This is a genomic window from Chitinophaga ginsengisegetis, assembly GCF_900168065.1.
GTDB lineage: Bacteria > Bacteroidota > Bacteroidia > Chitinophagales > Chitinophagaceae > Chitinophaga > Chitinophaga ginsengisegetis.
Window position 1 is genome coordinate 262,919 of the sequence record NZ_FUZZ01000003.1, and the last position, 25,872, is coordinate 288,790.

The 25,872-nt window shown below is 45.8% G+C and carries 24 protein-coding genes; 5 read left to right on the top strand and 19 right to left on the bottom strand.

Annotated features, from left to right (window positions below):
* Positions 1-10: 10 nt before the first annotated feature.
* Complete coding sequence (locus tag B5Z18_RS19675) at positions 11-1,549, bottom strand: GH3 family acyl-acid amido synthetase (protein WP_079471201.1); 1,539 nt, start codon at positions 1,547-1,549, stop codon at positions 11-13.
* A 180-nt stretch (positions 1,550-1,729) separates the two neighbouring features.
* On the opposite strand from B5Z18_RS19675, the gene B5Z18_RS19680 reads away from it, so the two are divergent.
* Positions 1,730-2,500, top strand: a complete 771-nt coding sequence (locus B5Z18_RS19680) for an inositol monophosphatase family protein (protein ID WP_079471202.1) — start codon at positions 1,730-1,732, stop codon at positions 2,498-2,500.
* Between the two features lie 11 nt (positions 2,501-2,511).
* Positions 2,512-3,546: a thiamine-phosphate kinase gene (gene thiL / locus B5Z18_RS19685; protein WP_079471203.1), complete on the top strand. Its 1,035-nt coding sequence runs from the start codon at positions 2,512-2,514 to the stop codon at positions 3,544-3,546.
* Positions 3,547-3,598: 52 nt separating this feature from the next.
* Here the strand turns inward: thiL and B5Z18_RS19690 are convergent, their stop codons facing one another.
* From B5Z18_RS19690 to B5Z18_RS19765, 16 genes are all read right to left on the bottom strand, one after another.
* On the bottom strand, positions 3,599-5,278 hold the full coding sequence (locus tag B5Z18_RS19690) for an ArnT family glycosyltransferase (protein ID WP_079471204.1): 1,680 nt from the start codon (positions 5,276-5,278) through the stop codon (positions 3,599-3,601).
* A 40-nt stretch (positions 5,279-5,318) separates the two neighbouring features.
* On the bottom strand, positions 5,319-6,416 hold the full coding sequence (nagA, locus tag B5Z18_RS19695) for an N-acetylglucosamine-6-phosphate deacetylase (protein ID WP_079471205.1): 1,098 nt from the start codon (positions 6,414-6,416) through the stop codon (positions 5,319-5,321).
* Positions 6,417-6,437: 21 nt separating this feature from the next.
* On the bottom strand, positions 6,438-6,827 hold the full coding sequence (locus tag B5Z18_RS19700; protein WP_079471206.1) for a VOC family protein: 390 nt from the start codon (positions 6,825-6,827) through the stop codon (positions 6,438-6,440).
* A gap of 20 nt (positions 6,828-6,847) precedes the next feature.
* Positions 6,848-7,651, bottom strand: a complete 804-nt coding sequence (locus B5Z18_RS19705; protein ID WP_079471207.1) for an amidohydrolase — start codon at positions 7,649-7,651, stop codon at positions 6,848-6,850.
* A 65-nt stretch (positions 7,652-7,716) separates the two neighbouring features.
* On the bottom strand, positions 7,717-8,175 hold the full coding sequence (locus B5Z18_RS19710) for a regulatory protein RecX (protein ID WP_079471208.1): 459 nt from the start codon (positions 8,173-8,175) through the stop codon (positions 7,717-7,719).
* A 5-nt stretch (positions 8,176-8,180) separates the two neighbouring features.
* A complete protein-coding gene (locus B5Z18_RS19715) occupies positions 8,181-10,508 on the bottom strand; it encodes an ATP-dependent helicase (RefSeq protein WP_079471209.1) in 2,328 nt (775 codons plus the stop codon).
* Positions 10,509-10,835: 327 nt separating this feature from the next.
* Positions 10,836-11,906: a fatty acid desaturase family protein gene (locus B5Z18_RS19720; protein WP_079471210.1), complete on the bottom strand. Its 1,071-nt coding sequence runs from the start codon at positions 11,904-11,906 to the stop codon at positions 10,836-10,838.
* 392 nt (positions 11,907-12,298) lie between these two features.
* Positions 12,299-12,799, bottom strand: a complete 501-nt coding sequence (locus B5Z18_RS19725; RefSeq protein WP_079471211.1) for an RNA polymerase sigma factor — start codon at positions 12,797-12,799, stop codon at positions 12,299-12,301.
* Positions 12,800-13,104: 305 nt separating this feature from the next.
* A complete protein-coding gene (locus B5Z18_RS19730) occupies positions 13,105-13,638 on the bottom strand; it encodes an HdeD family acid-resistance protein (protein ID WP_079471212.1) in 534 nt (177 codons plus the stop codon).
* Positions 13,639-14,215: 577 nt separating this feature from the next.
* Positions 14,216-15,727: a M28 family peptidase gene (locus B5Z18_RS19735; protein ID WP_079471213.1), complete on the bottom strand. Its 1,512-nt coding sequence runs from the start codon at positions 15,725-15,727 to the stop codon at positions 14,216-14,218.
* Positions 15,728-15,854: 127 nt separating this feature from the next.
* Positions 15,855-16,313, bottom strand: coding sequence for a ribose 5-phosphate isomerase B (gene rpiB, locus B5Z18_RS19740; protein WP_079471214.1), 459 nt, complete (start codon positions 16,311-16,313; stop codon positions 15,855-15,857).
* Between the two features lie 30 nt (positions 16,314-16,343).
* Positions 16,344-17,201: a twin-arginine translocase subunit TatC gene (gene tatC, locus B5Z18_RS19745; protein ID WP_079471215.1), complete on the bottom strand. Its 858-nt coding sequence runs from the start codon at positions 17,199-17,201 to the stop codon at positions 16,344-16,346.
* A 619-nt stretch (positions 17,202-17,820) separates the two neighbouring features.
* Entirely contained in the window at positions 17,821-19,092 is a 1,272-nt protein-coding gene (locus B5Z18_RS19750) for a hemolysin family protein (RefSeq protein WP_079471216.1), read from the bottom strand.
* A 42-nt stretch (positions 19,093-19,134) separates the two neighbouring features.
* Positions 19,135-19,704, bottom strand: a complete 570-nt coding sequence (gene gmk / locus B5Z18_RS19755; protein ID WP_079471217.1) for a guanylate kinase — start codon at positions 19,702-19,704, stop codon at positions 19,135-19,137.
* 101 nt (positions 19,705-19,805) lie between these two features.
* Positions 19,806-21,116 (bottom strand): UDP-N-acetylglucosamine 1-carboxyvinyltransferase, encoded by a 1,311-nt coding sequence (murA, locus tag B5Z18_RS19760; RefSeq protein WP_079471218.1) that lies wholly within the window; start codon positions 21,114-21,116, stop codon positions 19,806-19,808.
* Positions 21,113-21,832 (bottom strand): DUF4290 domain-containing protein, encoded by a 720-nt coding sequence (locus B5Z18_RS19765; protein ID WP_079471219.1) that lies wholly within the window; start codon positions 21,830-21,832, stop codon positions 21,113-21,115. Before B5Z18_RS19765 ends, murA begins: the two co-directional genes overlap by 4 nt.
* Positions 21,833-21,975: 143 nt before the next feature.
* Between B5Z18_RS19765 and B5Z18_RS19770 the strand changes: the two genes are divergently transcribed.
* On the top strand, positions 21,976-22,728 hold the full coding sequence (locus tag B5Z18_RS19770; protein WP_079471220.1) for an SDR family NAD(P)-dependent oxidoreductase: 753 nt from the start codon (positions 21,976-21,978) through the stop codon (positions 22,726-22,728).
* Between the two features lie 109 nt (positions 22,729-22,837).
* Positions 22,838-23,545: an alpha/beta fold hydrolase gene (locus tag B5Z18_RS19775; RefSeq protein WP_079471221.1), complete on the top strand. Its 708-nt coding sequence runs from the start codon at positions 22,838-22,840 to the stop codon at positions 23,543-23,545.
* A 6-nt stretch (positions 23,546-23,551) separates the two neighbouring features.
* On the opposite strand, the gene B5Z18_RS19780 is transcribed toward B5Z18_RS19775, so the two are convergent.
* Complete coding sequence (locus B5Z18_RS19780; RefSeq protein WP_079471222.1) at positions 23,552-24,481, bottom strand: tryptophan 2,3-dioxygenase family protein; 930 nt, start codon at positions 24,479-24,481, stop codon at positions 23,552-23,554.
* Between the two features lie 63 nt (positions 24,482-24,544).
* Positions 24,545-25,012 (bottom strand): Lrp/AsnC ligand binding domain-containing protein, encoded by a 468-nt coding sequence (locus B5Z18_RS19785; RefSeq protein WP_079471223.1) that lies wholly within the window; start codon positions 25,010-25,012, stop codon positions 24,545-24,547.
* 420 nt (positions 25,013-25,432) lie between these two features.
* Between B5Z18_RS19785 and B5Z18_RS19790 the strand changes: the two genes are divergently transcribed.
* Positions 25,433-25,870: a TolB-like translocation protein gene (locus B5Z18_RS19790; protein WP_079471224.1), complete on the top strand. Its 438-nt coding sequence runs from the start codon at positions 25,433-25,435 to the stop codon at positions 25,868-25,870.
* The last annotated feature ends 2 nt before the right edge of the window (positions 25,871-25,872 follow it).

The following is a 25,872-nucleotide window of genomic DNA, read 5'->3' on the forward strand; positions in this document are numbered from 1 at the left end:
CAGGTGCAACTTAACTCTTAACGGTTTTTCCCGCAAGAAATTTCTCCCAGTCTTTCAGTTTCTCGCCTTTCATTACACGGGGAAATTTATTCATGGCGCCTTCCTTGCCTTTGCAACGGAGGTAATCTATAAATGCATCATTGGGTAATATCTCCACAAATACTTCCTTCAGCGCAGCAGAACGTTCCACAGCATAGTCATCGTTTACCTCTGCGAGGGTTTGGTCGATGATTTCGCGTACTTTTTCCGCATCCACACCTGGCGTATCCGTACCTACATACCAGCGGTGGGCAAACAGGTTCTGATAAGGGAACCCGGCTACCGTAAACTCACGGACGTTTATACCCAGTTTCTTCTGAACGTTATCTATCGCTTTGTTCATGTTGTCGATACTCATGTGCTCCCCGCAAAGGCTGAGGAACTGTTTGGTACGGCCAACAATCACTATTTCATGTTCTTTTACGGAAGTAAATTTCACCACGTCACCGATCAGGTAACGCCATGCTCCTGCACAGGTAGACAGCATCACTGCATACTCCACATCTTCCACTACCTCATGGATCATGTAAGATTTAGGATTGGGTTTTACTTCTCCTTCGGCATCAAAGTTTTCTTCATTAAAAGGAATAAACTCATAAAAGATCCCTGCATTCAGGACCAGCTTAATACCTTTTGTACCCGGGCGCGCCTGGAAGCCAAAAGAACCTTCAGAAGCCATATAGGTTTCAATGAACGCAATGGGCTTTCCGAGCAGCTTCTGGAAGCTGTCGCGATACGGTTCAAAAGATACGCCGCCATGAATATATACTGCCAGATTTGGCCATATTTCATGGATATTTTTAACCCCGTGATATTTGATGATTTCTTCCAGTACAATCTGTACCCAGGCAGGTACGCCGCAAACAGTACCTACGTCCCACTCCTTCGCTTTGCGCACGATTAATTTGATACGCTGCTCCCAGTTGGGTTTGCGGGATATTTTACCACCCGGCTTATAAAAACGGCGGAACCATTTCGGGATATTCTTGGCCTGGATGCCGCTCATATCACCTTCATAATAGTCGCCTTTCTCAAACAATGAAGTAGTACCCCCCAGCATCAGGATGCCTTTTTCAAAAGATCGGGGCGGGATATTAAAGTTAGCCATAGAATACAGCTGCTTCACGCCCACCTTCTTCACTGTTTTCAGCATGGCTTTGGTAACAGGTATATGTTTACTGGCAGATTCAGAAGTACCTGAACTCAATGCAAAGTATTTGATCTTCTCGGGCCAGCTCACGTTTGCTTCACCTTCCAGGCAGCGGTACCACCACTCTGCGTGCATTTTGGTATAGTTATGCACGGGAACATTTTCGCGGTAGTGACTAATGAAATTAGCCCCATCCAATACTTCCTGAAATTGGTAGTGGCGGCCAAACTCTGTATCCTTGGCCTTCTCCAGCAACCGATGCAGCACCTGCATCTGGTATTGGCGCGGTGTTCCTAATTTAAATGTGAACTTCTTCCTGATGCGTAGTGACCTGGAAATAAGATTACCTATGATGGCCATTAACTTTCCCTCTCTTTAATTGAACTACAAAAATAAGTGGAATATTGAATATAAGTTGACTGATAATTCGGAATTACAGATTATGTAGTATCATTAAGTCATCTATACATATAAAATATCCAAAACATGTAGGTTATAATTCGCAATTCATAATTCGTAATTCGTAATTACCTTTGCGGCATGTTAAAAACAACTTTACTCAAAGCTACTGAAGCCAGCGGAAAAATACTGCAACAATATTTCAACGGTCCTTTCGAGGTGAGCAGTAAAAGTACGATTAACGACCTGGTAACGGAAGTGGATAAAAAATCTGAAACCGCTATCATCAACATTATCAGGGAAACTTATCCAGATCATTTTATCCTGAGTGAAGAAGTAGGCGAGATGAAGACGGATTCTTCCGTGAAATGGATCATTGACCCTATCGATGGTACGGTTAACTACGCCAATGGTATTCCCCTCTGTTGCGTATCCATAGGCGTGGAAAAAGACGGAGAAATGATACTGGGAGCCGTATACAACCCTTTTATGAACGAGTTGTTTGTGGCAGAAAAAGGACAGGGCGCTACGCTGAACGGCAAGCCGATCAATGTTTCTGTCAAAGCCGATGTGTCAACCTCCTGCCTGGTAACAGGTTTTGCCTATCAATGGCAGGATAGTGCCAACAATCCCTTACAGGTACTTGAGCGCGTTATCAAAGAGGGCATTCCCGTTCGCAGGCTGGGTTCTGCAGCCATAGATCTTTGCTGGGTGGCCTGCGGCCGCTTTGATGGATTTTATGAACACCACCTCCAGGCATGGGATTCCGCCGCCGGCTACCTCATTGTAGAAGAAGCGGGTGGAAAGGTAACAGACTTTTCAGGCAACCGTTACTCCCCCTATCAGAAAGAAATACTGGCCACCAATGGCCGTATCCATAGTGCATTACAAGATCTTGTTAACGGTAAATAAGTATTGGGAAGATGGAACAGGAAAGAACTGAAATACAGGACCTGGGAGAATTCGGATTGATCGATTATCTCACCAGGAACATAGAAATACAAAACGCCAGCACCGTACTCGGTGTGGGCGATGATGCCGCTGTGATTGATCACTTCGGCAAACAAACCGTAATCAGCACCGATATGCTGGTGGAAGGCATTCACTTCGACCTGATGTACACGCCGCTGAAACACCTCGGGTATAAAGCGGTAGTGGTAAACCTGTCGGACATCTACGCGATGAATGCCACGCCAACACAGATCACGGTCAGCATTGCCTTCTCTAACCGTTTCTCCCTGGAAGCGCTCAACGAATTCTACGAAGGCGTGTACGCTGCCTGCGAAAAGTATGGCGTAGACCTGATCGGCGGCGATACCAGCAACTCACAGAAAGGTTTTATCATCAGTGTTACTGCCATCGGCGAAGTAACCCCCGACCAGTTTGTAAAACGGTCCACCGCTGAAAAGGGCGACCTGCTCTGCGTTACCGGCGACCTCGGCGCGGCCTACCTCGGCCTCACCCTCCTGGAAAGAGAGAAAAAGATTTACCTGGAAAGCCCGGAAGTAAAGCCCGACCTGGAAGACCAGACCTATATCATAGGCCGCCAGCTGAAACCGGAAGCCCGTAAGGATATCATCGAATTCCTGCAACAGGAAGATATTAAACCTACTTCCATGATGGATGTAAGCGATGGCCTCAGCTCCGAAATACTGCATATCGCCAAACAGAGTAACCTGGGTGTTGTGCTGTACGAAGACAAGATCCCCATTGCCCAGGAAAGCAAGGAAATAGCCATGAAATTTGGACTGGACCCTACTGCCTGTGCGCTGAGTGGCGGCGAAGACTATGAGCTGTTGTTTACCATGAAGCAGGCCGACTACGACAAAATTGTACTCAATGAGCAGATCAGCGTGATCGGCTACATGACCGATATTACCGAAGGAGCACATATCCTTACCAAAGGCGGCAACAAGTATAAACTGGTGGCGCAGGGTTGGAACGCGTTTCAGCAGTAAAGCACGGCATCATATAAAAGAGAAAGGCGCATCGGTGATGCGCCTTTCTCTTTTATTTTTCTACAATCACCGGTATCACCGGGCTGTTGTGCGTGGGTGGCAATTCGCCTGCAAACACCGAGAATTTCAGCTGGTAATTACCTGGCTTGTCGGGCATTACCACTTCCAGGTTGATGAGACGCCTTAGCACGGCCCTTTCCAGGGTCATGGAGGATTTCACCGGTGGCAGCGCTTCATCTTTCGCCATAAATCCATAGCCAAGCACCGGTTCATTGGACCTGTCCAGCCGGATAGGCTGGTGGTAACCGTTGGTAGGTTGCAGGATCACATTTACATGTTCGCCACGTTTTGCCCGGATGCTTTTCAGCGCGGGTTTCAGCTGTATCAGTGAGTAAGAGTAATAATCAGATTGAATGTAATAATCCCATGTGCCATGAACCGTTTTCAGGCTATCCGTGATAGGTATTCCTGAACCCGGATCAGATACCACCATTACAGGCTTGCCCCAGAGCTGCGTTTCGGTGTCCCAGAAATTATACTGGCTCCTGCGGGAATAGCGGCTGTTGAGGCTATAGGAAAGTTGCCCGGTGTAAAACATGTATTTCGAGGGCCGCTGGTAGCTGTTCACAAAAACCACTGGCTTGCCCTGGGCACGGGCAGCTACCTGTGAAGTCCATTCTTTGTTATGATGAATTTCAGGTCTTATTTCCACTCCCGGCATAAAGTCCCACACCATGTATACCCGCACCACCAATACCAGCAGCAAAGTAACCGGCAACGTATACAGCAACCATTTCTGCGACCACCCTTTCCGTACAATGGCCTGGTGCGCCAGTATTACCACCGGTGTAAAGAGCATCACCGTCCAGTTGGCCTCTACCCTGCCTTTGAAAGTACTGAGCAGGAAAAAGGACAACACCCCTATCACGCAAAATTTCAGGGCGCGTTCAAAGGAGTTGGTGATCGGGCTGCGGAACGCATAATACAGTATGAGCCAGCCCAGCAAAGGGCCGAATAATAATAGTTGCCCGCCGAGATAATCGAGCGAGTAATTAATGCTATAGGAAGATGCGTTCCTGTCTACCAGGTGATATTGCAGTGAAGGGAAGCCGTGGGTATATTGCCAGTAAATATGCGGCAGGAACAGCACTGTAGTGAGTATGCAGGCCACATAAAACTTAAATACCTTTAACAGGTTCACGTTAGATAATACGGTGAAAAATACCAGCAGAATGCCGTGGTATTTGCTGTAAAACATCAATGCCATTGAAATGCCCAGCAGCAGCGTGTTTCTCCAGGTTTGCTCGTTTACAAAATTGCGGTAGACCCAGAAAAATACGGCTGCAAAAAAGATCAGGGGAACATCCGGCACTGCCAGTATGCCACCAATCTGCATGGCGCCCATAGATCCTATGATCAGGTAAAAGAGTTTATTGTCTTTTGAAGCAATCAGTTTAGCCGTAATCCACAGGGTGAGTGTATTTACCACCACGATGAGCAGCCTCACTCCCAGTTCATTATGAAAGATCCCGTATCCTATTTTGATCAACAGCGCAATCATAGGCGGATGATCAAAGTAGCCCCAATCCATATGACGTGAATACACCCAATAATAGGCTTCATCATCCCATAGTTCAGAGAAGCATGCCTGTAGCAGGCCCAGTACCAGCCAGGAGAGCAGGAACAGATTTTTATACCGGTCTTTTTTCAGGAAGCGAGTTAGTGCACTCATGCGGATATACAGTATTATTAATCCTGCGAAGATAGGGCTATTAACAGTATACTGTAGTTTCCCAGTTAGAGTCGATGGCAACCAATGCCGCGTCGTAGCCTACCGCAATACGGCCCAATGCCTGCTCACGGCCAATTGCACGGGCCGGATACAGGGATGCCATGCGTAAAGCTTCCTCCAGCGGAATGCCTACCTGCTCCACACAGTTGCGGACGGCTTTAGTCATTGTGAGTCGTGAGCCGGACAAAACACCCGAGGCGCTTACATAGCGGTCCGTCTCCTTAATATATACATACCCGCCTTCTTTATTTTCCTCTACCGCGTCTGTGATCAGGAACAAACGATCTTTCATAATCTTTTTGCTGATCCTGACGGAGGCAAAGTCCACATGTACGCCATCCGCCACAATGCTGGCGGATACCCGCGGGTGATCATAAATGGCGCCTACCAGGCCGGGAGCGCGGCTTTCCAGCGGTGACATGGCATTAAAAAGATGCGTGGCATGGTGAATACCACTGTCGAACGACGTATAGGCCTGCGCGTAAGTGGCGTTACTATGCCCTGCAAATATCACGATACCGGCTGCTTCCAGCTGTCTTACCAGTTCGGGATCACAGCATTCCGGCGCCAGGGTCATGATCTTCACCACATCACGGCCGTTTTCCAGGATCCAGTTAATATCCGCCTGGGTAGGGGCATGAATATATTGCTCAAGGTGTGCGCCTTTTTTCTTAGGATTAATAAAAGGCCCCTCCAGGTGCAGTCCCAGCACGCCTTGTCCGCCCTGCTCCCAATAAGCCTTTACTGCATTCATGGCTTCCAGCATAATTTCGGGGCTGATGGTAGCCACGGTGGGCATGATCCACGCCGCGCCGCCGCCTTTGCTGTAAGCCACTGTAGCCGCCAGCGAAGTAACTGAAGGATACATGGAAAACACGTGACTGTTGCCGCCATAGATCTGCAGATCTATAAAAGCAGGGGCCAGCAGGCCTCCTTTCAGGTCTGTTTCACTACCGGTTTTTTTCCATTCGGAGACAGGAACAATACTGGTAATTTTCCCTCCTTGTGTAATCACTGCATGATCATCCAATATCTCTTCCCCGGTAAAAATCCGGGCATTGATGTAGGCAACAGACATAGCAATAAAATTTTACGGGTGTTAAATGACTTCGTATAACTCTAAAGGCAGCCCGTCGGGGTCTGCAAAAAAGGTAAATCGTTGTTGGGTATGGGGATCAATGCGCAGGGGTTCGGTACTCACCCCTTTTTGCTGTAGCTGCGCAACGGCAGCTTCGATATCAGCCACCGCAAAAGCCAGGTGGCGAAGCCCGCAGGCCTCCGGGTGACTTGGCCGTGGCGGCGGGTCCGGGAAAGAAAACAGCTCAATAATGTACTGGTTGCCCAGTGCCAGGTCCAGTTTCCAGGAGTCCCGTTCTTCCCGGTATACTTCACGTATTACCTGCAGGCCCAGCACATCGGTATAAAATGCTTTACTCCTGGAGTAATCTGCACAAATAACCGCGATGTGATGGACTGCCTGTAACAACATATCAGAATTTGTTTAGTTAGTTATCCCTTTGGGAGAATTGTAAATGCGTCGGCATCCTTCAGGAAAGGAATATTCTTCCTCACTTCTTCCAGCCGCTCACGTTGAAGGGTATACGTAAATACGTCTTCATCGTGCGATTTGCGGTAGATGATCTCTCCCATCGGATCAATAAGACTGGTTTCCCCGCTGTGATAAATATTGTTACCATCGTTGCCTACCCGGTTTACGCCGATGGCAAATGCCTGGTTTTCAATAGCGCGGGCCTGTAGCAGCGTAGTCCAGGCGGTTTTACGTCTTTCCGGCCAGTTGGCTACATACACGAGCAGGTCGTACGCTGCTTCGTTGGTATCCGGCTGGATGGTATTGCGCGCCCATACCGGGAAACGCATATCGTAACAGATGTTCAGATTGATTTTCCAGCCCTTTACCTGTGCAATGAGGCGTTTATTACCGGGTGTGTAGTGCTCATGTTCTCCTGCATAACCAAACAGGTGACGCTTATCATAAGTGCCATAGGTGCCATTCGGCAACATCCAGATCAGGCGGTTCAGGTATTCGCCGTTTTCCTCAATGATCAGGCTGCCGGTGATGATGATATTCTTCTCCGCCGCCTTCTTCTTCATCCACTGCACTGCGGTTCCATCCATTGTTTCAGCCAGGAGCGCTGACTGCATACTGAAGCCGGTACTGAACATTTCGGGTAAAAATACCACTTCAGTCCTTTCCTTGATGCTGTTGATTTTCTCATCAAACATACGGAGGTTGGCTTCCTTATCTTCCCAGTGCAATTGGGTTTGTATGAGTGTTACTTTCAGATCTGACATTATCGGTTATTGTGGTCACAAAATTACGGCCTGACGGGTTAGAAACTTTTCAAATTATTGCCCGCTTAAGCCTCATTCTTTGCGATTTGTTCAAGTGCTTCGTTGATGAGTTCAGATTCAAAGCCTCTTTGCAGGAGGTATTGCATGGCCTTGTACTTCCGTTTCATGGCTGTTTCTCCTTTCAGCGACAGGTATTTTTTCTCTGCCAGCTTATGGAGTACCGCGATATAATCATCTTCATCAATTTCTTCCATTCCTTTTTTGATGCAGTAGGCAGACACCTGTTTCTGCTTCAGCTCCATCATAATCTTTTTGCGTCCCCATTGCTTGATCCGGAATTTACCGCCGGCGTAGGCTTTGGCAAACCTTTCCTCGTTGAGGAAATTTTCAGCGATGAGCTCAGAAATGGCTTCGTCTACTTCCTCTCCCCGCAGGCCCAGCTCCAGGCATTTATATTTTGTTTCCTGGTGGCTCCGTTCCTGGTAGGCGCAAAACTGCCGGAGTTTTAACATCGCGGTTTTCATGTCACTTATCTTACTATTCTCAGCTTGGCGTAGTTCAGCATAATTTTCTTTTCACCGCCGCCTTTAGGGAAATTGATGGTAGCGATCCTGTTGTTAGGCGCTCCTTCCATTGCCGCGATGATACCGAATCCAAATTTCTGATGCTCTACCTGCATGCCGGGCTCCATGCCAGCCGGATCGTCCGGGGCAAAGTCAGCAGAAGGCACATGGGTAGTGGCAGGAGAAAAGGTTGGTTTTGCAGCAGGCTTCTGCGTTACCGGCTGGGAAGGCTGCGACGGCGCCTTCTTCCGGTCGAACATATTATTGCTGTTGCTCCATCCGGAGGTGCTGCCACCGCCAAAGGCGTTGCGCACGCTGCCTCCGCCGGCATAGCTGCGGTCGATGAATTTCTCCGGCATTTCTTCCAGGAAACGGCTCGGTTCATTCTGTACCAGGTTACCAAAGCGGTAACGGCTATTGGCGTAGGTGAGCCATAAGCGCGCTTTTGCGCGGGTAATGGCTACATAAAACAGTCTTCTTTCTTCTTCCAGCTCTTCCCGGGTGTTGATAGACATACCACTGGGGAACAATGTTTCTTCCAGTCCTACGGTGAATACCACCGGGAACTCCAGTCCTTTTGCGGCGTGGATAGTCATCAGTTTCACCACATCGCTGTTTTCATCATTGCCCTGATCGGCATCGGTGAGCAGGGTGATTTGCTGGAGATAGGAGCCCATGCTTTTATCGAGCAGCTCTCCTTCTTCATCGGGGGTTTCTGTAAACTCTTTGATGGAGTTTAAGAGTTCCTGCACGTTTTCATAACGGGCAAGCCCCTCCGTAGTTTTATCGTTAAACAGTTCTTTTACAATATTGGTAGACTTGCCCACCGCAACAGCCACATCATAGGCGTTGTGCGAGGTGAGCATTGCCTGGAAGCTTTTGATCATGATCACAAACGCTTCGATGGCTTCCACGGTACCACCTTTGAAACCAAACTCCCTGGCCCTTTCCAGTACTTCCCACATGGTGATATTGTGTTCATTGCTGAGCACAATTGTTTTTTCGATGGTGGTTTTACCGATACCGCGAACGGGGTAATTAATGATCCTTTTCAGGCTTTCCTCATCACGGGTGTTCATGGTGATGCGCAGGTAAGCTACGTAGTCTTTGATTTCCTTGCGCTGGTAAAACGACAGCCCCCCGAAGATGCGGTAGGGAATGGCTTTACGGCGCAGGCTTTCTTCAAAGGAGCGGCTTTGGGCGTTGGTACGGTACAGGATCACGAAGTCGCGGTTGTCGTAATGATTCCGCAGCTTCTGTTCCGAAATAGTGTCGGCTACGAATTTACCTTCTTCGTTGTCGGTCATAGTGCGTACCAGTTTAATGGTATCGCCTTCGGTGTTATCTGTCCAGAGGTTCTTTTCTATCTGTCCTTTGTTGTGTGCAATTACTTCATTGGCTACATTCAGGATGGACTTGGTACTGCGGTAGTTTTGTTCCAGTTTTACCACTTTCACATCATCATAATCCTTTTCAAACTGGAGGATATTTTCGATGGTAGCGCCGCGGAAGGAATAGATACTCTGGGCATCATCTCCCACTACGCAAATATTTTCATTGACAGCACCGAGTAATTTGATGATTTCGTACTGGGCAGGGTTGGTATCCTGGTACTCATCGATCATAATGTATTTGAACTTGTGCTGGTATTTATGCAGTACTTCCGGGAATGTTTTGAGGAGGATATACATTTTAAACAACAGGTCATCGAAGTCCATTGCGCCGTTTTTGAACGTGCGTTTGGCGTACATGTCGTATATTTTGCCGATCAGTGGCCTGTTGGCGCGCATATCTTCCTGTTGCACCAGGTTATCCAACTGGTATTCTTCCGGTCCCATGAGGCTGTTTTTGGCAGCGGAGATGCGGTTGTAAACGAAGTTGGGTTTATAGTGTTTATCATCGAGATTCAGCTCGTTGATAATGGTTTTGATAACACTTTTGGCATCGTCGGTATCGTAGATGGTAAAATCGTTTGGATAGCCGAGGCGGTGCGCTTCTGCGCGCAGGAGGCGGGCAAATACGGAGTGAAAGGTACCGATGTAAAGATTACGGGCTTCACTGCCGCCGAGGATCTTTTCCACACGTTCCTTCATTTCACGGGCAGCCTTATTGGTAAAGGTGAGGGATAAAATATTAAACGCATCCACGCCATTCCGCATCAGGTGTGCGATACGGGTGGTAAGCACCTTCGTTTTTCCCGAACCGGCGCCTGCTACAATCATCAAAGGGCCGTTGATATGTATTACTGCTTCCCGCTGTTGTTCGTTAAGCTCGTCTAAATAATTTGCCTTCATCACGACTGCTGTTTATATTTTATATGTAGAAAAGATGTAGTATTTCTGAAGGGTGTAAAAGTACGAAAAAGGAAGAGAATAGAATCGCCTTCGGCGATTGTAAATTGTCTTGGAACAGGATTACACTGATTATACTGATTATACTGATTCTTTTGATTTTATTTTTGGGGATTTTTATAATGATTAAGGGAGATATAAGCGAACATGTATCCACTTATATCTCCCTTAATCTATTAAAATCAGAAGTGATCAAATCTATGAAATCAGTATAATCAGTGTAATCCTGTTCCAAGACAATTTACAACCGCCGAAGGCGGTCACCCAACACTACGGTTTAGCACCGAGTGCTTTCATGAAACGGAAATGAGATATTACTGCTCCCTGCATGGTAGGGATGGAATTGTAAGTAAGATTGTGTTCTGCACATTTGGCGGCCACTATTTTGCTGAGGGCCGGGTAATGCACATGGCTGATCCTCGGGAACAGGTGATGTTCTACCTGGTAATTGAGGCCACCTACGAACCAGGAGATGATTTTATGTCCGGGTGCGAAGTTAGCGGTGGTTTTGATCTGGTGGATAGCCCATTCGTTTTCGATGACTTTGGCATCTTCACCAACTACTTCAAATTCGGTTTCTTCCACTACGTGCGCCAGCTGGAATACAATGGCCAGGGTAAAGCCCATTACCACGTGCATTACTGCAAAGCCGATGGCCCACGCCTGCCAGCCCACCAATGCGATGGGAAGTGCAATATAAAACGCCAGGTATAATACTTTGCTGCCCCAGAACACCATATGATCGGTTAATTTCATGGGTTGAAGCGGAGTGGTATATACTTTCCGGCTCAGGTATTTCACAAAATCCATAATAAACACCCAGGCGAAAGAGGAGATAGCGTATATCAGTATTACATAAATATGCTGAATCCGGTGCATGGGCACCCATTTCTGGGTGCTGCACTGCCGCATGAGCGGGCTTTTGCCGATATCGTCATCCAGGCCGTCTACGTTTGTGTAGGTGTGGTGAATGATATTGTGCTTCTGTTTCCAGATGAAAGCGTTGCCACCCAGTGCGTTAAGGGTAAGACCGAGGGTGTCGTTCACTTTGCTGTTGGTGGAATAGCTGCCATGACATGCGTCATGCATTACGTTGAACCCGATACTTGCCAATACAAACCCCAGTAAAGCACATAAAGTTACCGAGAGGATGGCCGGCATCGATATAAATAATACCGAAACATACAAGGCTACCGCTACCGGAATAAGGACGGCGGTTTTAATATATAATTTCCAGTTACCTGTTTTTTGAATGTTGTTTGATTTGAAATAGTCCTCTACAGCGGATTTGAGCGCCGGAAAGAATAATGCATTCTTGTTGTTGAAAGTTACTTTAGGCATAAAAAAATAAGCATTGTTGTTGCCGGGCGTACAGTAAGTTGTAGAGAATCCGGAAAAAAAATTGAAAAGTCTACGCTAATAAACGGCTTTAAACCGGTTTTTATATATTTCCCGGGATAATAAACGGTTATTTAACAAAGATTTGTGCTTATAAGGGGATTTGACAGTAGAGGGGATGACAATCGGAGGAGAAAGGGATAATGGGAGTCTGCAAACAATCATACAGCAATAACCGCTCACCTGACAGGGTAATTACAGGCAATACGATATACAAACAATCACAATTTTCGCCTGCTACCGGGTATTCATAGCGGCTTTCAATGGCCATATTGAGGGTTTGCAGACTTCTGTTATCTAAAAGTCTGAGAATAGTATTGTATGGTTAATAGCCGTTAATGCCTTGTAATACGGGTCTTCAGCATTTTCCGGGCAAAGTGGATACGGCTTTTTACCGTGCCCAATGGTTCATTAAGTATAGCTGCAATTTCATAATATTTATAACCTTCAAAGTACAACAGGAATGGTTGTTTAAAAATCACCGGCAGATTGTATACTGCCATCTGCACATCCTTCACCCGCAGGTCTGATTCTGCAAAATTTCCGATGGCAGAAGGCTGGTGGCTCAGCAGGTAATCTCCTACCGCATTATCCAATAGCCGGTACTGGCGGTTACCGCGACGGTAGTTGTTAATGAAGATGTTCCTCATGATGGTATACAGCCAGGCACGGATGTTAGTGCCGGCAAGGTATTTATCACGATTAGACAGTGCTCTGAATAAGGTTTCCTGGTAGAGATCTTTTGCAGATTCAGAGTCTTTAGTTAAGGTTACTGCATACGGCCGCAGGAAGTCGGCGTTTCCAAGTAATAAGTTGTTAAATTCGGTGGATGACATAACGGTTAACTTTAAATTATTCACAATTAGCTAGAACAACAGCCTGTAAATCTGGCCGGGAGAAATAGAATTTGAGGCAGTAGTGGTAAAGCCGCGGGTCTCCTTCCGGGTACTGCCGGCACCTGCCACGTAATTTAAAAGGGAGGTATCAACACCCTGATAAATGGCGGCAACAGGCGCCCTAACCAGGTGTTGCGACAATCATAAAAAAGGTTTTAGTTAAAGAATAAGCTTGCATAATGGGGTACTTTAAAAATAGTAAAACAGGGTACCGTATTCTTCAGTTATATCAATATAGCTATCGTTTAACTCCTGCTGCGCAATCTGAATGAAAGCAATACGAGCATGATTCCTGTGAAGATGGCATATATACCAAAGATCCAGGTAAGTGTAACCGCCGCTGCTACAGGGTTTGCAACCAGGAGAATTCCAAAGATGATAGTCAGCAAACCACCTGCAATATACCAGCCCTCGCCTGTTATCACTTTTCTTAACCTGATGGCAATAATCAGTTCAAACAGGCCCGCCAGCATAGCCCAGAAAGCAACCACGTAAATGAGTGCCGCGCCGGTGGCAAAAGGATTGTAAAAAGTGAGGATACCTAATATAACGCCTAACAGCCCTGAAAGCAGGAAAATACCCCAGTTTTCGTTCGTTTTCCGGGCAGCTATTGCGCCGGCAACAGCAAAAAGGCCGGCGATAAAAAGATAGGCGCCTAAGAAAACGATCAATGTGGTAAAAGTAGCACCGGGCCAACCAACGGCCAGCACTCCCAATACCAGGGCGAAAATTCCTCTCAACAAAAAGAGCCACCAATAAGCGCTATAAAAATCAGGCATGCATTCTCAGTTTTAGGTTTCCACTACGAGTGCTGTATTTATGGCAGGGTGTACCATTACGTGCTGTAAGCCTCTCCGTTTCTCAACATTCTGAACAACCAGGATAATTAATAATAACAATACTACAAGACATGTAACCAGGTGTTTCCGTTGCAACATCGATCAGGGCACAAGGGTGCTCTCCTTGTGGGATAGTACTTTTTTAAAACAGAAAAGGTGGCAGGTGTTTCCACACTGGTAAGTTTATATGGTTACAAATAGTGGGAACCGGTTCTGCTTTCCATTACCGTTAAAATTCCACTTGATCCTATAAATACCGATTGAACAACAACAACTTAGTTAAAAATGTTTAATGGGGAGGCCTGCTCTCAGTGAAATAATCGCCTTATAACACCTTAACTAATCTTGATTCACCTGTTCATTTAAATACAAAAAAAGAAATATGTATTTATTGCCTTCTAAAAAAAATAAGACTCTATACACAATTTAAAAAATTTTGTTAAAAAAAACAAAAAGGATTTAACCGGTACTTCTATACCGGAAATAAGAGATTTTTGGAAGATTTGAGCTGATCGGGTTACTTTTCGTGCCGGTCTACTACCAGTTTCTGCTCGCGGTTGGCAATGTCCCAGGCGGTGTAGAAAACCAGGCGGGCTCTTTTCGCCAGGAGGTTATAACTGATTTTATCAACCGTATCCGTTGGAGCGTGATAATCAGCGTGTGTGCCATTAAAATAAAAAATGATCGGAATACCGTGTTGGGCAAACATATAATGATCTGAGCGGTAGTAGAATCCTTCCGGATCGTTGGGGTCGTTGTATTTATAGTCCAGTTTAAGATGGGTATAGGTATCATTGGCCTTTTCATTAATGGGCCGCAGTTCGGAACTCAGTTTATTATCGCCGATAATATACACATAGTTGGTATCTCTTTCATGCGCAGGATCAATGCGTCCTATCATATCAATATTCAGATCGGTGACAGTGTTGGCTAACGGATAAACAGGATGTTCCGTATAATACTGGGAGCCAAGCAGTCCTTTTTCCTCACCGGACACGGTCATAAATACCATGCTTCTCCGTGGGCCGTTGCCGGCTTTTTTTGCGCGGGCAAATGCAGCGGCTATTTCTATCACCGCACTGGTACCTGATCCGTCGTCATCTGCACCGTAAAAAATCTCGTCATCTTTTTTGCCGAGATGATCATAGTGGGCGGTAACGAAAACAATTTCGTCTTTTTTATCCGTGCCTTCCAGGTAGGCGAGTACGTTGGAGGGTTGTAATACTGTGGCTGCTTTATCAAAAACAAGATGAACCGGTGTTTGCGTAACGGCAGCTGGTTTCCAGCCCCTGTCTATTTCTTCGAGGAGGTTATCTCCTTTGTCGGTATTGAGTATGTCGGCGGCAAGTGCGGGTGTGATGTAGTAGATATTCGGATTCCAGGAGGTATCCTTCTGCCAGTAAAGACCGGTGGTATGCAGTTTCTTTTGCTCCAGGGAACGGTATCTGCCGGCCGCAGGGCTGATGATCAGCAGGGCGGCCACGCCTTTACTTTTTGCAGTGCTGATTCTTTCATCGAGGCTACGGCGGTCCCGCTGTAGTCCTCTCCTCACGTCATCCCGGATCATTACTACCTGTCCCTTTACATCCATGTTCTGGTAGTCGTTATGATCTGCGGTTACTACTCCTGCATCTGCATAAAATACGCGGGATACGCGTAAGTCCTGTTTGTTACCGGAGCGCAGATCAGCAAGAAAATCCTGTGCAAATGAATATGTTTTATTGCGAACGGTGATGGTGCTTTTGAGCAAACTATCTGAATAGATAGGATAATATTGTTCCCATTTCCCATTGGCGCCGGGTTGAAGTCCTGCCGCTGAAAACTGGCTGATAATATAAGCGGCAGCCCTCTCCTGCCCTCTTGTAGCGGTTTCCCTTCCTTCCATTTCCGGTCCTGCAATGATGTGGAGTTGCCGGCTAAGACCACCGGCGGTTATGGTTTCACCATATTCTGCAGCCACGCCGTTATTGGTTTGTGCCTGCGCAATATTCATCAGCAACAGAAAAGCAACAGCAAAGGGAACTCTCATGGAGTATTTTTTTATAGTCAGATTCACATGTATATTAAAAAAAAGAGCCGGTTGGAAGCCGGCTCTTTAATATTACCACAATTTCGTGTATTCGTTACAGTAAAAAATGATATATGGCTTAAAACCGTTACAGGCAAACCATTTTACGGACCCGGTCCTGGTGACGGCCGCCTTCAAACGGTGTACCGATAAACACTTCTACCATTTGATTGGCAGCGGGAATATCCACAAAACGGGCAGGGATACACAACACGTTTGCGTTGTTGTGTGAACGTGCCAGTCGCGCCAGCTCTTCTCCCCAGCAAATCGCAGCGCGGATTCCCTGGTGTTTGTTGGCGGTAATGGCTACTCCGTTGGCGCTGCCGCAGATCAGGATCCCGAACGCAGCTTGTTCCCTTTCCACTGCTGTAGATACCGGGTGTGCATAATCAGGATAGTCCACGGAGTCTTTCGAGTGAGTGCCATAATCCTTTACCTGCAAGCCTTTCGATTCCAGGAAAGAAATCACTTCTTCTTTATATTCATATCCTGCATGATCAGAACCGATAGCTACTGGCAATGTCAGGTTAAATATGGTATTTTCCATTTTAAATATCTTATTAACTGTTAGAGAGAACTAGGACCACTCTTCCACCTCTGTTTTAGTCATCTTGTCTTCACGGTCTTTCAGCGCCTTTTTCGATATAAAGATACTGATTTCATACAGACAGTATAAGGGAACGAATACGATCAGCTGATCTATGAGATCCGGTGGGGTGATTACTGCAGCCAGGATCAGGATCACCACAATAGCATGGCGTCTGTAAGATTTGAGGAATTCCGGTGTGAGGATGCCCAGTTTGGTGAGGAAAAATACGAGAATAGGCAATTCAAACAGAATGCCCATACCCAGTACGATCTGTGTCATCAGATCAAAATAGTCATCTATAAAAAACTGGTTTACAGCTTTTGCTGTAACGGTGTAGGAAGCAAGGAAGTTGATAGTGAAAGGCGCCATCAGGAAATAGGCAAATCCGATCCCGAGGAAAAATTGAAAAGATACCCAGAAGATCACGCCTCTTGCTCCTTTCAGTTCTTTTTCTTTCAGTGCTGGTTTTACGAAGCGCCAAAACTCCCAGAAAATGTAAGGAAAGGCACAAATAAAGCCAATCATGAACGCCAGTTTAAATTGCAACATGATCTGCCCTACCATCTTATAATTCAAAAACTGGACCTTTACAGGCGTAATACAGAGCTGATCTCCCAGTCCTACCCAATGACTGATTTTACATAATGCCACATAAGAGGGGAAATCGGCGTTGGTAGGTCCGAAAATTACGTTGTCCAGAATTTCCTGTGTATATAAAAAGCCGAATACGCTGAATGCAACAAGTGCCAGGGCCGATCTGACAAGGTGCCACCGGAGATCTTCCAGGTGGTCGAAAAAGGACATTTCTGCCTTATCCTCATTGCTTGCGAACAATTTCTTTAACATACTTTATACGGTCGAACGATGTTGAATACAGTTTCTTATTAAGGATCACAAATATAGCTGTTGCATACTACAAATTACAGTGTACCGCGTATAAAGTGCCTATTTTAATATTGCTTTAAGCAGAGTGGTGTTCATGCTCACTGCATGTATGTAAAAAGAAAAAATCAGGAAGAAGAAAAAAGGGAGAAAGTGAGAGAGCAGTTGGGAGAAAAAAAAGAGCCAGCCCGAGAAGAATCAAGAGCCGGCCTTTCATCCATTGTTTGTTAACCCCAAAAAAGTTGAATTCGAGAATGTCTTTAGCTTCCAGTTAAACTACTTACCTAATTGATGGCAAGCGTTCAGAATAAGTAAGAATCCCTGGTTGCGTTTTATATTGTAATACAAAAATAACAAGAATTATTTTATTATCAATGTTGGAACACTTTTTTTACAACCTTTTAACAAAAATCAAATCATTGTGTTACATCATCTGAAGCAAATGTATACAATCCGTGTTAAATTCCTACTACTTTTTTTAAAAACGTTTTAGCAAAATTGTTATTGTATCGTTAAGCGTTACATTAAGGAAATAATTATATCATATTAATATCTGATAAGTCAACCAGTTTAACGGTGAATCTTAAACTAACATCTTCATCTTCACCATTTCGATCCTGGTATCCGTAACATTCAGAATATCAAACTCATAATCGTCGATTATAATGCGTTCTTTGATCTTCGGAATGGTTTCGTGATGGTTGATGATGTAGCCCGATAAGGTTTCACTTTCATCTTCCGGAAAATCCAGTCCATATCTCTCATTCAAATAATCGAGTTCTAATCTTCCTGAAAAAATATATTCTTTTTCGGCAATCTGCTTCTCTACGAATTCTTCTTCATCATGTTCATCTTTGATTTCTCCGAAAATTTCTTCCAGTACATCTTCAATTGTTACAATACCTGCTGTTCCTCCGAACTCATCTACTACCCAGGCAATACTTTTGCGTTCTTTATTAAACTTGCTGAGGAGATCGATGGCGCTCATTGTTTCGGGCACAGCCAATATCGGATGAATGATGCTTTTGATATCCGGCGGGCTTTTAAACATATCCAGCTGGTGGATATAGCCCAGGATATTATCGATGGAACCTTCGTAAATAATGATCTTAGATAGTTTGGTATCCATAAATTTATTCCGGGCATCGCTGAGGGGCCGGTGTATTTCCAGCGCTTCTATTTCCTTGCGGGGAATAAGACAGCCACGGATTTTTACGTGTGCAAGTGACAAGGCGTTTTCAAACAGTTCTGTATTCAGCTCCTGGTTATTTTCCCCAAAATGCTGTTGCGACTGCCGGATAAAATGCTCTACATCCACGCGGGTAAAGGATTCACCGTTTTCCACGATACGGACATTGAACAAATATTTCAGCATCCATTCTGAGATGGAAGCAAGTACATTACCGATCACATACAGCGGCTTGGCCACTATAGACACGGGTAGTGCAAAGAAACTGAGTAACGTTTCCGGTCTTGACCGGAAAATTGCCCGTGGGATAAAAAAGCCCAGGAATAATACCAACAGGGTAGCCAGTATTATTTCAACGAAAATAATAAAGGGCTGAATGCTGGCTGAATCAGGCTTCCGCATAATAGTGTCCAGTGCCGGCTGAAATACGCCTGCCACAAGGATCCCATAAACGACTATGGTAATTGTGAATCCTACCAGGCTGGTAGCCAGGAAGCGACTGGGGTTCTCGTTCAGACTGGCCAATATTTTGCCAGTAGCCCTGCCTTGCTTTTTTTTGAGCTCAATGCTAAGTTTGTTAACATTGGCAAATGCAGCTTCGATACCTGAAAAGAAGCCTGCCAGCAATACCAGGAAAACCAAAATAATTATAGTGTATCCGTCCATCCTAACAAAAATAACGAATTAGGAAAACCAACGATCACGTCGCTATTTTATATTTAAAAAATCTGTCACCAGCCTTTTCACTTCCTGGTAGGCGTGCTCCAGTTCGTCGTTTACTACAATCTCGTCGAATTCATGGGAAAACGACAGCTCATAGCGGGCCTTGGCGAGCCGTTCGTCCAGGGAAGACTGTGTTTCCGTGCCTCTTTCGCTGAGCCTGACGCGCAGGGCATCTAACGAGGGGGGCTGTATGAAAATAGTGAGTGCGTTGTTGTGATATTTTTCTTTGATAGATAAAGCGCCTTTTACATCAATATCCACCATCGGGATCTGGTTGTTGTTCCAGATACGCTCCAGTTCACTTTTCAGGGTACCGTAATATTTACCGGCATACACCATTTCATATTCTGCAAAGGCGTTTTCTTCAATCCGCTGATGAAATTCATCGGAAGACAGGAAGTAGTAGTCTTTTCCGTTTACTTCGCTGGCACGCGGGGTGCGGGTGCTGGCGGAAATAGAAAAGGACAGTACCGGCATATTGGCCAGCAGCTTTTTTACGATGGTGGTTTTACCGGCGCCTGAAGGAGCGGTAACGATGATGATCTTTCTTTCCATTATTAATTACAATCAAGGTAGCGGTTACTCCAAATGCAAAACCCAAAAACCAGTAAAATGTTTTGCTGGTATTTGGGCTTTGATGAAGTATGAACAACTGTTTATACTCTTTTTATGTCTGCTCCCAGTTTTCTCAACCTCTCGTCGATGTACTGGTAGCCACGGTCTATCTGGTCAATGTTCTGAATGGTGCTCTTTCCTTCTGCGCTGAGTGCAGCGATCAGCAGGGATACACCGGCACGGATATCGGGAGACGACATGGTGATACCGCGCAGGTTGTGCTGACGGCCCAAACCGATTACCACGGCACGGTGCGGATCGCATAATACGATCTGAGCGCCCATGTCTATCAGTTTATCCACGAAAAACAGGCGGCTTTCAAACATTTTCTGATGGATCATCACGCTGCCTTTTGCCTGTGTGGCTACAACCAGCACAATGCTCAGCAGATCCGGTGTAAATCCGGGCCAGGGATGATCAGAAATGGTAAGAATGGAGCCATCCAGGAATGTCTGGATTTCGTAGGAGTCCTGGGAAGGAATATAGATATCGTTTCCCCTGATTTCCAGTTGGATACCTAACTGCCGGAATTTCTCCGGGATGATACCCAGGTTATCTACGCCTGCATTCTTAATCGTGATTTCGCTTTGCGTCATGGCGGCCAGGCCAATGAAGGAGCCTATTTCGATCATATCCGGGAGCATGCTGTGTTCGCAGCCGCCCAGGTATTTTACGCCTTCAATGGTGAGGAGGTTGGAGCCTACTCCGCTGATGCGGGCGCCCATCCGGTTCAGCATTTTACACAGCTGCTGCAGATATGGTTCGCAGGCAGCGTTGTAAATAGTGGTGGTTCCTTCGGCCATTACGGCTGCCATTACAATATTGGCGGTACCGGTAACGCTTGGCTCATCCAGCAACATATAGGTGCCTTTGAGCCCTCCGGAAGATTCCAGGCGGAAGTAGTTATCATCCGCATCATATACAAACCTGGCTCCCAGTTTCTCGAACCCGATGATATGGGTATCCAGTCTGCGACGGCCTATTTTATCGCCACCGGGTTTTGGGATGAAGGCACGTCCGAACCTTGCCAGCAGCGGACCTGCAATCATCACCGAACCACGGAGCCGGCCGGATTTCTTTTTAAATTCAGGGCTTTCCAGGTACTTCAGATCTACTGCATCTGCCTGAAATTCGCAGGTGTCCCTGCTGATACGATTCAATTTTACGCCAGCATCTCCTAACAACTCTATCAGCAGATTTACATCTACTATATCCGGAATATTGGTGATAGTAACCTTTTCGGGGGTTAGCATCACGGCACTGATGATTTGTAAAGCTTCGTTTTTGGCACCCTGGGGTATAATTTCCCCCTTTAAGCGGTTGCCGCCTCTTACTTCAAAAGCACTACTCACTTGTTCCTGTTTTTGTTGTATTTGTTATTGTGCTTATTGTTATTATCCCGGCTTTTGCTGCCGCCACTGCCGCTGTTGCTGCTTTTGAACTTGTTTTGCTGGAAGTTTTTGCGCTTATTGGAGCGGAACTGGTCGCCGGCACCTGCTACGTTACCGCTTGGTGCGAAGCTTACAGGGCCTGGAATATGGGCAGTATGACCCGGGTGGTATTCCAGCTGGTTGTCTGTAATGGCCAGTAATTCTGCCTTGATGGCATCATCGTGTACACTTTCCTTATGCCAGTTACTGTAGGCCAGTTTCATATAGTTACCGATACACTGGGTAAATCCTTCTTTTTTTTCAGGATTATCTTCATGTACGGCTTTATCAATGATCATTTCCAGGTTTTTGCCGAAGTGACGGTTCCTGGGATATTTTTTGGGATAAGGAAGTCTGTCGGGCTTGGCTCTGAGCTTTTCAATAGTGGGGATTGGATATGGTGATTCCACCTTCAGGGTAAAGCCGGAGATATTAAAAATATGATCCCATAATTTATGCCTGAAGTCTTCCACATTACGTAAATGCGGGTTCAGCGTACCCATCAGCTCTATTACAGCCATAGCATTACGCTGGCGCTCTTCGTCGTCTTCTATGGTTACCAGGTACTCCACCATTTTCTGGATATTCCTGCCATATTCCTTCATTATCAGGTAATTGCGCGTGGTATTGTATTCCATTACTAGTATTTAAAAAAACATGATTTGATGATGGGACATCTTAAGTGAAGAAAATTAATCGGCAACATCTATGCAAACATAATAAAAAAATATGAGGAACATTTCATTGGGCTGTATTGTTTATTAGAGCAAAAAACATTGTTATGGACCAATTGAAAAACAAGGTAGCGCTGGTTACAGGCGCAGGTTCCGGCATTGGTAAATGTGTGGCCGAACTGTATGCAGCCAATGGCGCCGCTGTAGTGCTCAGCGATATTGATGAAAAGGGCGGAAACGCAGTGGCAGATGGCATCAGGAGTAAAGGTGGCAAGGCCATTTTTGTAAAATCGGATACCAGCAGTCCGGCGGATTGCGAGCAACTCGTATCCAAAACCCTGGCGGAGTTCAAACAACTGGACATTGCCTGCAATAATGCCGGGATTGGCGGCGCGGCGGCGCCTACGGGCGAATACAAGCTGGAGGACTGGCAAAAAGTTATTAACATAAATCTCAATGGCGTTTTTTATGGCATGCGTTACCAGTTGCCTGTGATGGAAAAGGCCGGCAGCGGCGTAATTGTGAACATGGCGTCCATACTGGGAGCGGTAGGTTTTGCCGGTTCCTGCGCCTATGTAGCCGCCAAACATGGCGTGGTAGGGCTTACGCAGGCGGCGGCAGTAGAATATTCGGCCAAAGGCATCCGGGTAAACGCCGTGGGGCCGGGATTTATTGAAACCCCATTATTAACCAAACATCTGAGCCAGCAGGAGATGCAGGCACTTGTAGGTTTGCATCCCATAGGCCGGCTAGGCAAGCCGGAAGAGGTAGCAGAACTGGTATTATGGCTCAGTTCTCCGCAATCCTCTTTCGTAACCGGCAGCTACTATCCCATTGATGGAGCATACCTGGCCAGATGATTTGGTTATGCTGTTTTTTGAGCATTTCAGGGAGATAAAAAAATGTTATCTCCCTGAAAAATTCAAACAATCAAACAGGCAAATCCAAAATGTTTGCTAGTTTTAGTCAATGCAAACACATAAACTCCCCATACTTTTTTTACATGGCGCACTGGGCGCCGCTTCCCAATTTGAACCGCTGGCTAAGGAAATGTCCGACCATTACGATGTGCACCTGATTAATTTCAGCGGGCATGGTGATGTGCCTTTTTCCGAGCAGGGGTTCAGCATCCAGGTATTTGCGGCGGAAGTATTATCCTATCTGGAAACCCATCAACTCGACTTTGTACACATTTTCGGATACAGCATGGGTGGGTATGTGGCGATGTACCTGGCAAGACATTACCCCGAAAAAACAGGGCGTGTAATTACGCTGGCCACCAAGTTCAACTGGAACGAGGCTACCGCCGGTAAAGAGATCCGGCAGCTGAACCCGGATTTAATTGAAGAGAAAGTTCCCGCCTTTGCACGGGTGCTGGAGGCAAGGCATACCGCCAGCGACTGGAAAACCGTGGTAACACGCACGGCGCAGCTGATAGAAGAGCTGGGACATCAGTCGCTGCTGAAACCGGCAGATTATGCCCGGGTGGTAACCCCCTGCATGCTGATGATGGGCGACCGCGATAACATGGTGTCTTTCCAGGAAACCATCGAGGTATACAACGCCCTTCCACTGGCGCAGCTAACGGTGATGCCGGATACGCCACATCCACTGGAAAAAGCGGATGTACCGCTACTGGCTTACTATTTAAGAAGATTTACTACACAGGATATCTGATATCAGTTACTCTCCCATTGCAATTTTGCCCCAGTTGCTGAGTTCTTCATCCGTCCATAGTTCGGGGAAGAAAACGATGCGTTTATTTTTCGGCGGCAGGAATTGCTGCCAGTTGGTACCTCCTGTGGCGGCGATGTCTTCCGGTTTTTTATGCAGGTATCTTACTGCGGATTTGTAGTGCATCAGCGGCCAGCGCACGTTTACATTGAGATCGTATTCCTTTAGCAGGGGAATTAATTCCGTTTGTTCTGCGGGAGAAAGCTTTTTATAGCTGGCGAGCAGGTTATTGTCTTTGTACTCAGTAGCCAGTTTGAGGAAGGTATCCATATATTTCAGCTCAAACTGGCGGAGGGTGAGTGTTTTTTTACCGGTAGCCAGTTCCGTGGCGCCGCTTCTCCAGTAAATTTTCTCCAGCACATCTTTTAGTTCCAGCCCTTCCACTTCCGGGCGCTGGGGTTCGTATACCAGGTTGTTTAACCGGGTAGAGCAGATTTCGATCATGCGGAATTGTCCGCTCTGGAAGCCACTGGCAGGCAACAGTGCCATGCGGAATTGCAGGAACTGTTCCTTATCCATCCCATCCACCATTATTTCAAATGAGCTGATAAGGCTGTGGAAATAGTTGTTGATCCTTTTAAGCTGGGTTTTAAATATCTCAGCCGACAGTACGGGTGCGAGGCTGATTTGCTCGATTGCCTGCAACGATAATTTCAGATACAATTCCGTGATCTGGTGATAGATGATGAAAATCCTTTCATCAGGAATTGGTGTGCGTGGATGTTGCAGATTAAGCAGTACATCAAGTTGAATATAGTCCCAATAAGTGAGGTAGTCCGCATACAGAAGGCCATCCAGGTAGGACGACAGGTTCTGCCCCATAGCGGCATACTTTTCTTCCAGCCGTTGAATTTTTTCGGCAATTTCTGTTGTAACCATGATGAAAATTAATAATTAAGAATGAAATAGCAACAGGGTAAACTTTCCATTCTTAAAAACCAATTATTCCACCACGTTAATTGTTCTGTAGAAGCTTTCTTCGAGGGAAATCAGGGTTTCAGTTCTCTCAATACCTTTAATTTTCTGCAGTTCATCGTGGAGGATACGGCGGAGTTGGGTGATATCTTTACAGATGATCTCAGCAAACATGCTATAACTGCCTGTTGTATAATTAAGGCGTACCATTTCGGGTATTTTCCTTAATTCCTTGGCGACAGTGTCGTACATGGAGCTTTTTTCCAGATAAATGCCGATAAAAGCGATCACATCATAGCCGATCATTTTTAAATCTACATGTAATTTAGTACCTTTAACTACACCCAGTTCTTGTAATTTCTTCATTCTCACGTGGATAGTCCCGCCGGAAACGAACAATTTCTTCCCCAGGTCGGCGTAGGAGATCTCAGCATTAGACATCATCTCGCTGATAATCTGCAAATCTAGTTTGTCAATATTCAAATTGTGGCTCATTTTTACAATTTGTTTTTGAATGTTTTAAAGTTATATGCAAATATTTAAAAAATATCGAAAATTCCAAAATTCTTCTTAAAAAATTTGCAAGAAAGTCACCTTCTCTTTAGATTTGCATCATAATCATTACGACAACGGCTAACGAAAAGCAATAGCTGGTAACGATTCAAACACATTGTGGGATGATGAAATTGGCAGACATGCCCTCTTGTCTCGGGGGTGGGGATCACAGGATAAACGTAGTATAATTGGGTTGACCACTAATCTTACTTGTGCTATAGCTAACTGCCCCGTGGAGGTTCGACTCCTCCTCCTACAGCTTAATTGGTTTAAAGAGCTCGTAAGTTATCATGCTTACGGGCTTTTTTTATTTTATATCACGATGTTTTATATTTGAATTAATTCAAATATAAAGTTATCATGAAAAAACTTTTATTAGGTACCGTAGCCCTCTTAGCCTTTAATGCAGCGGTTATCATCACCCAGATGAGCTGTAAAAAAGAAGCCAATGCCGAAACTCCTGTTACCGGCACCACATTAAGACAACTGGATATTGTGTTATACATTAACTACGTTAAAACCGGCCCAGGCACTACGGCATCCGAAATCTGGATCTGTAAGCTGGACGGCAGTAACAAACACAAAATAAATGTCACCTTACCGCCCAATATCGTGGTAGGAGATGAAGCTTCCCTCACACCGGATGGCCAAACCGTGGTATTCAGCACCTACGAAATGTCAGGTACAAGTGGAAAAGACGGCGGCATCTATACCTGTAAAACAGACGGCACAAACGCAAAAAAGATAGTAGACGGCAATACGGACGGGAACTATGTGACCGTGCAAGGTGCTTACTAATT

Bases quoted from the DNA above. Each gene is read 5' to 3' on its own strand.
- gmk (WP_079471217.1), bottom strand. From the start codon at position 19,704: ATGGAAAGAAAGATCATCATCGTTACCGCTCCTTCAGGCGCCGGTAAA.
- nagA (WP_079471205.1), bottom strand. From the start codon at position 6,416: ATGTCTGTTGCCTACATCAATGCCCGGATTTTTACCGGGGAAGAGATA.
- thiL (WP_079471203.1), top strand. From the start codon at position 2,512: ATGGAACAGGAAAGAACTGAAATACAGGACCTGGGAGAATTCGGATTG.
- B5Z18_RS19775 (WP_079471221.1), top strand. From the start codon at position 22,838: ATGCAAACACATAAACTCCCCATACTTTTTTTACATGGCGCACTGGGC.
- B5Z18_RS19675 (WP_079471201.1), bottom strand. From the start codon at position 1,549: ATGGCCATCATAGGTAATCTTATTTCCAGGTCACTACGCATCAGGAAG.
- B5Z18_RS19725 (WP_079471211.1), bottom strand. From the start codon at position 12,799: ATGTCATCCACCGAATTTAACAACTTATTACTTGGAAACGCCGACTTC.
- B5Z18_RS19700 (WP_079471206.1), bottom strand. From the start codon at position 6,827: ATGTTGTTACAGGCAGTCCATCACATCGCGGTTATTTGTGCAGATTAC.
- B5Z18_RS19680 (WP_079471202.1), top strand. From the start codon at position 1,730: ATGTTAAAAACAACTTTACTCAAAGCTACTGAAGCCAGCGGAAAAATA.
- B5Z18_RS19780 (WP_079471222.1), bottom strand. From the start codon at position 24,481: ATGGTTACAACAGAAATTGCCGAAAAAATTCAACGGCTGGAAGAAAAG.
- B5Z18_RS19720 (WP_079471210.1), bottom strand. From the start codon at position 11,906: ATGCCTAAAGTAACTTTCAACAACAAGAATGCATTATTCTTTCCGGCG.
- B5Z18_RS19750 (WP_079471216.1), bottom strand. From the start codon at position 19,092: ATGGACGGATACACTATAATTATTTTGGTTTTCCTGGTATTGCTGGCA.
- rpiB (WP_079471214.1), bottom strand. From the start codon at position 16,313: ATGGAAAATACCATATTTAACCTGACATTGCCAGTAGCTATCGGTTCT.
- B5Z18_RS19735 (WP_079471213.1), bottom strand. From the start codon at position 15,727: ATGAGAGTTCCCTTTGCTGTTGCTTTTCTGTTGCTGATGAATATTGCG.
- B5Z18_RS19785 (WP_079471223.1), bottom strand. From the start codon at position 25,012: ATGAGCCACAATTTGAATATTGACAAACTAGATTTGCAGATTATCAGC.
- B5Z18_RS19770 (WP_079471220.1), top strand. From the start codon at position 21,976: ATGGACCAATTGAAAAACAAGGTAGCGCTGGTTACAGGCGCAGGTTCC.
- B5Z18_RS19765 (WP_079471219.1), bottom strand. From the start codon at position 21,832: ATGGAATACAATACCACGCGCAATTACCTGATAATGAAGGAATATGGC.
- tatC (WP_079471215.1), bottom strand. From the start codon at position 17,201: ATGTTAAAGAAATTGTTCGCAAGCAATGAGGATAAGGCAGAAATGTCC.
- B5Z18_RS19705 (WP_079471207.1), bottom strand. From the start codon at position 7,651: ATGTCAGATCTGAAAGTAACACTCATACAAACCCAATTGCACTGGGAA.
- B5Z18_RS19715 (WP_079471209.1), bottom strand. From the start codon at position 10,508: ATGAAGGCAAATTATTTAGACGAGCTTAACGAACAACAGCGGGAAGCA.
- B5Z18_RS19710 (WP_079471208.1), bottom strand. From the start codon at position 8,175: ATGAAAACCGCGATGTTAAAACTCCGGCAGTTTTGCGCCTACCAGGAA.
- B5Z18_RS19690 (WP_079471204.1), bottom strand. From the start codon at position 5,278: ATGAGTGCACTAACTCGCTTCCTGAAAAAAGACCGGTATAAAAATCTG.
- B5Z18_RS19790 (WP_079471224.1), top strand. From the start codon at position 25,433: ATGAAAAAACTTTTATTAGGTACCGTAGCCCTCTTAGCCTTTAATGCA.
- B5Z18_RS19730 (WP_079471212.1), bottom strand. From the start codon at position 13,638: ATGCCTGATTTTTATAGCGCTTATTGGTGGCTCTTTTTGTTGAGAGGA.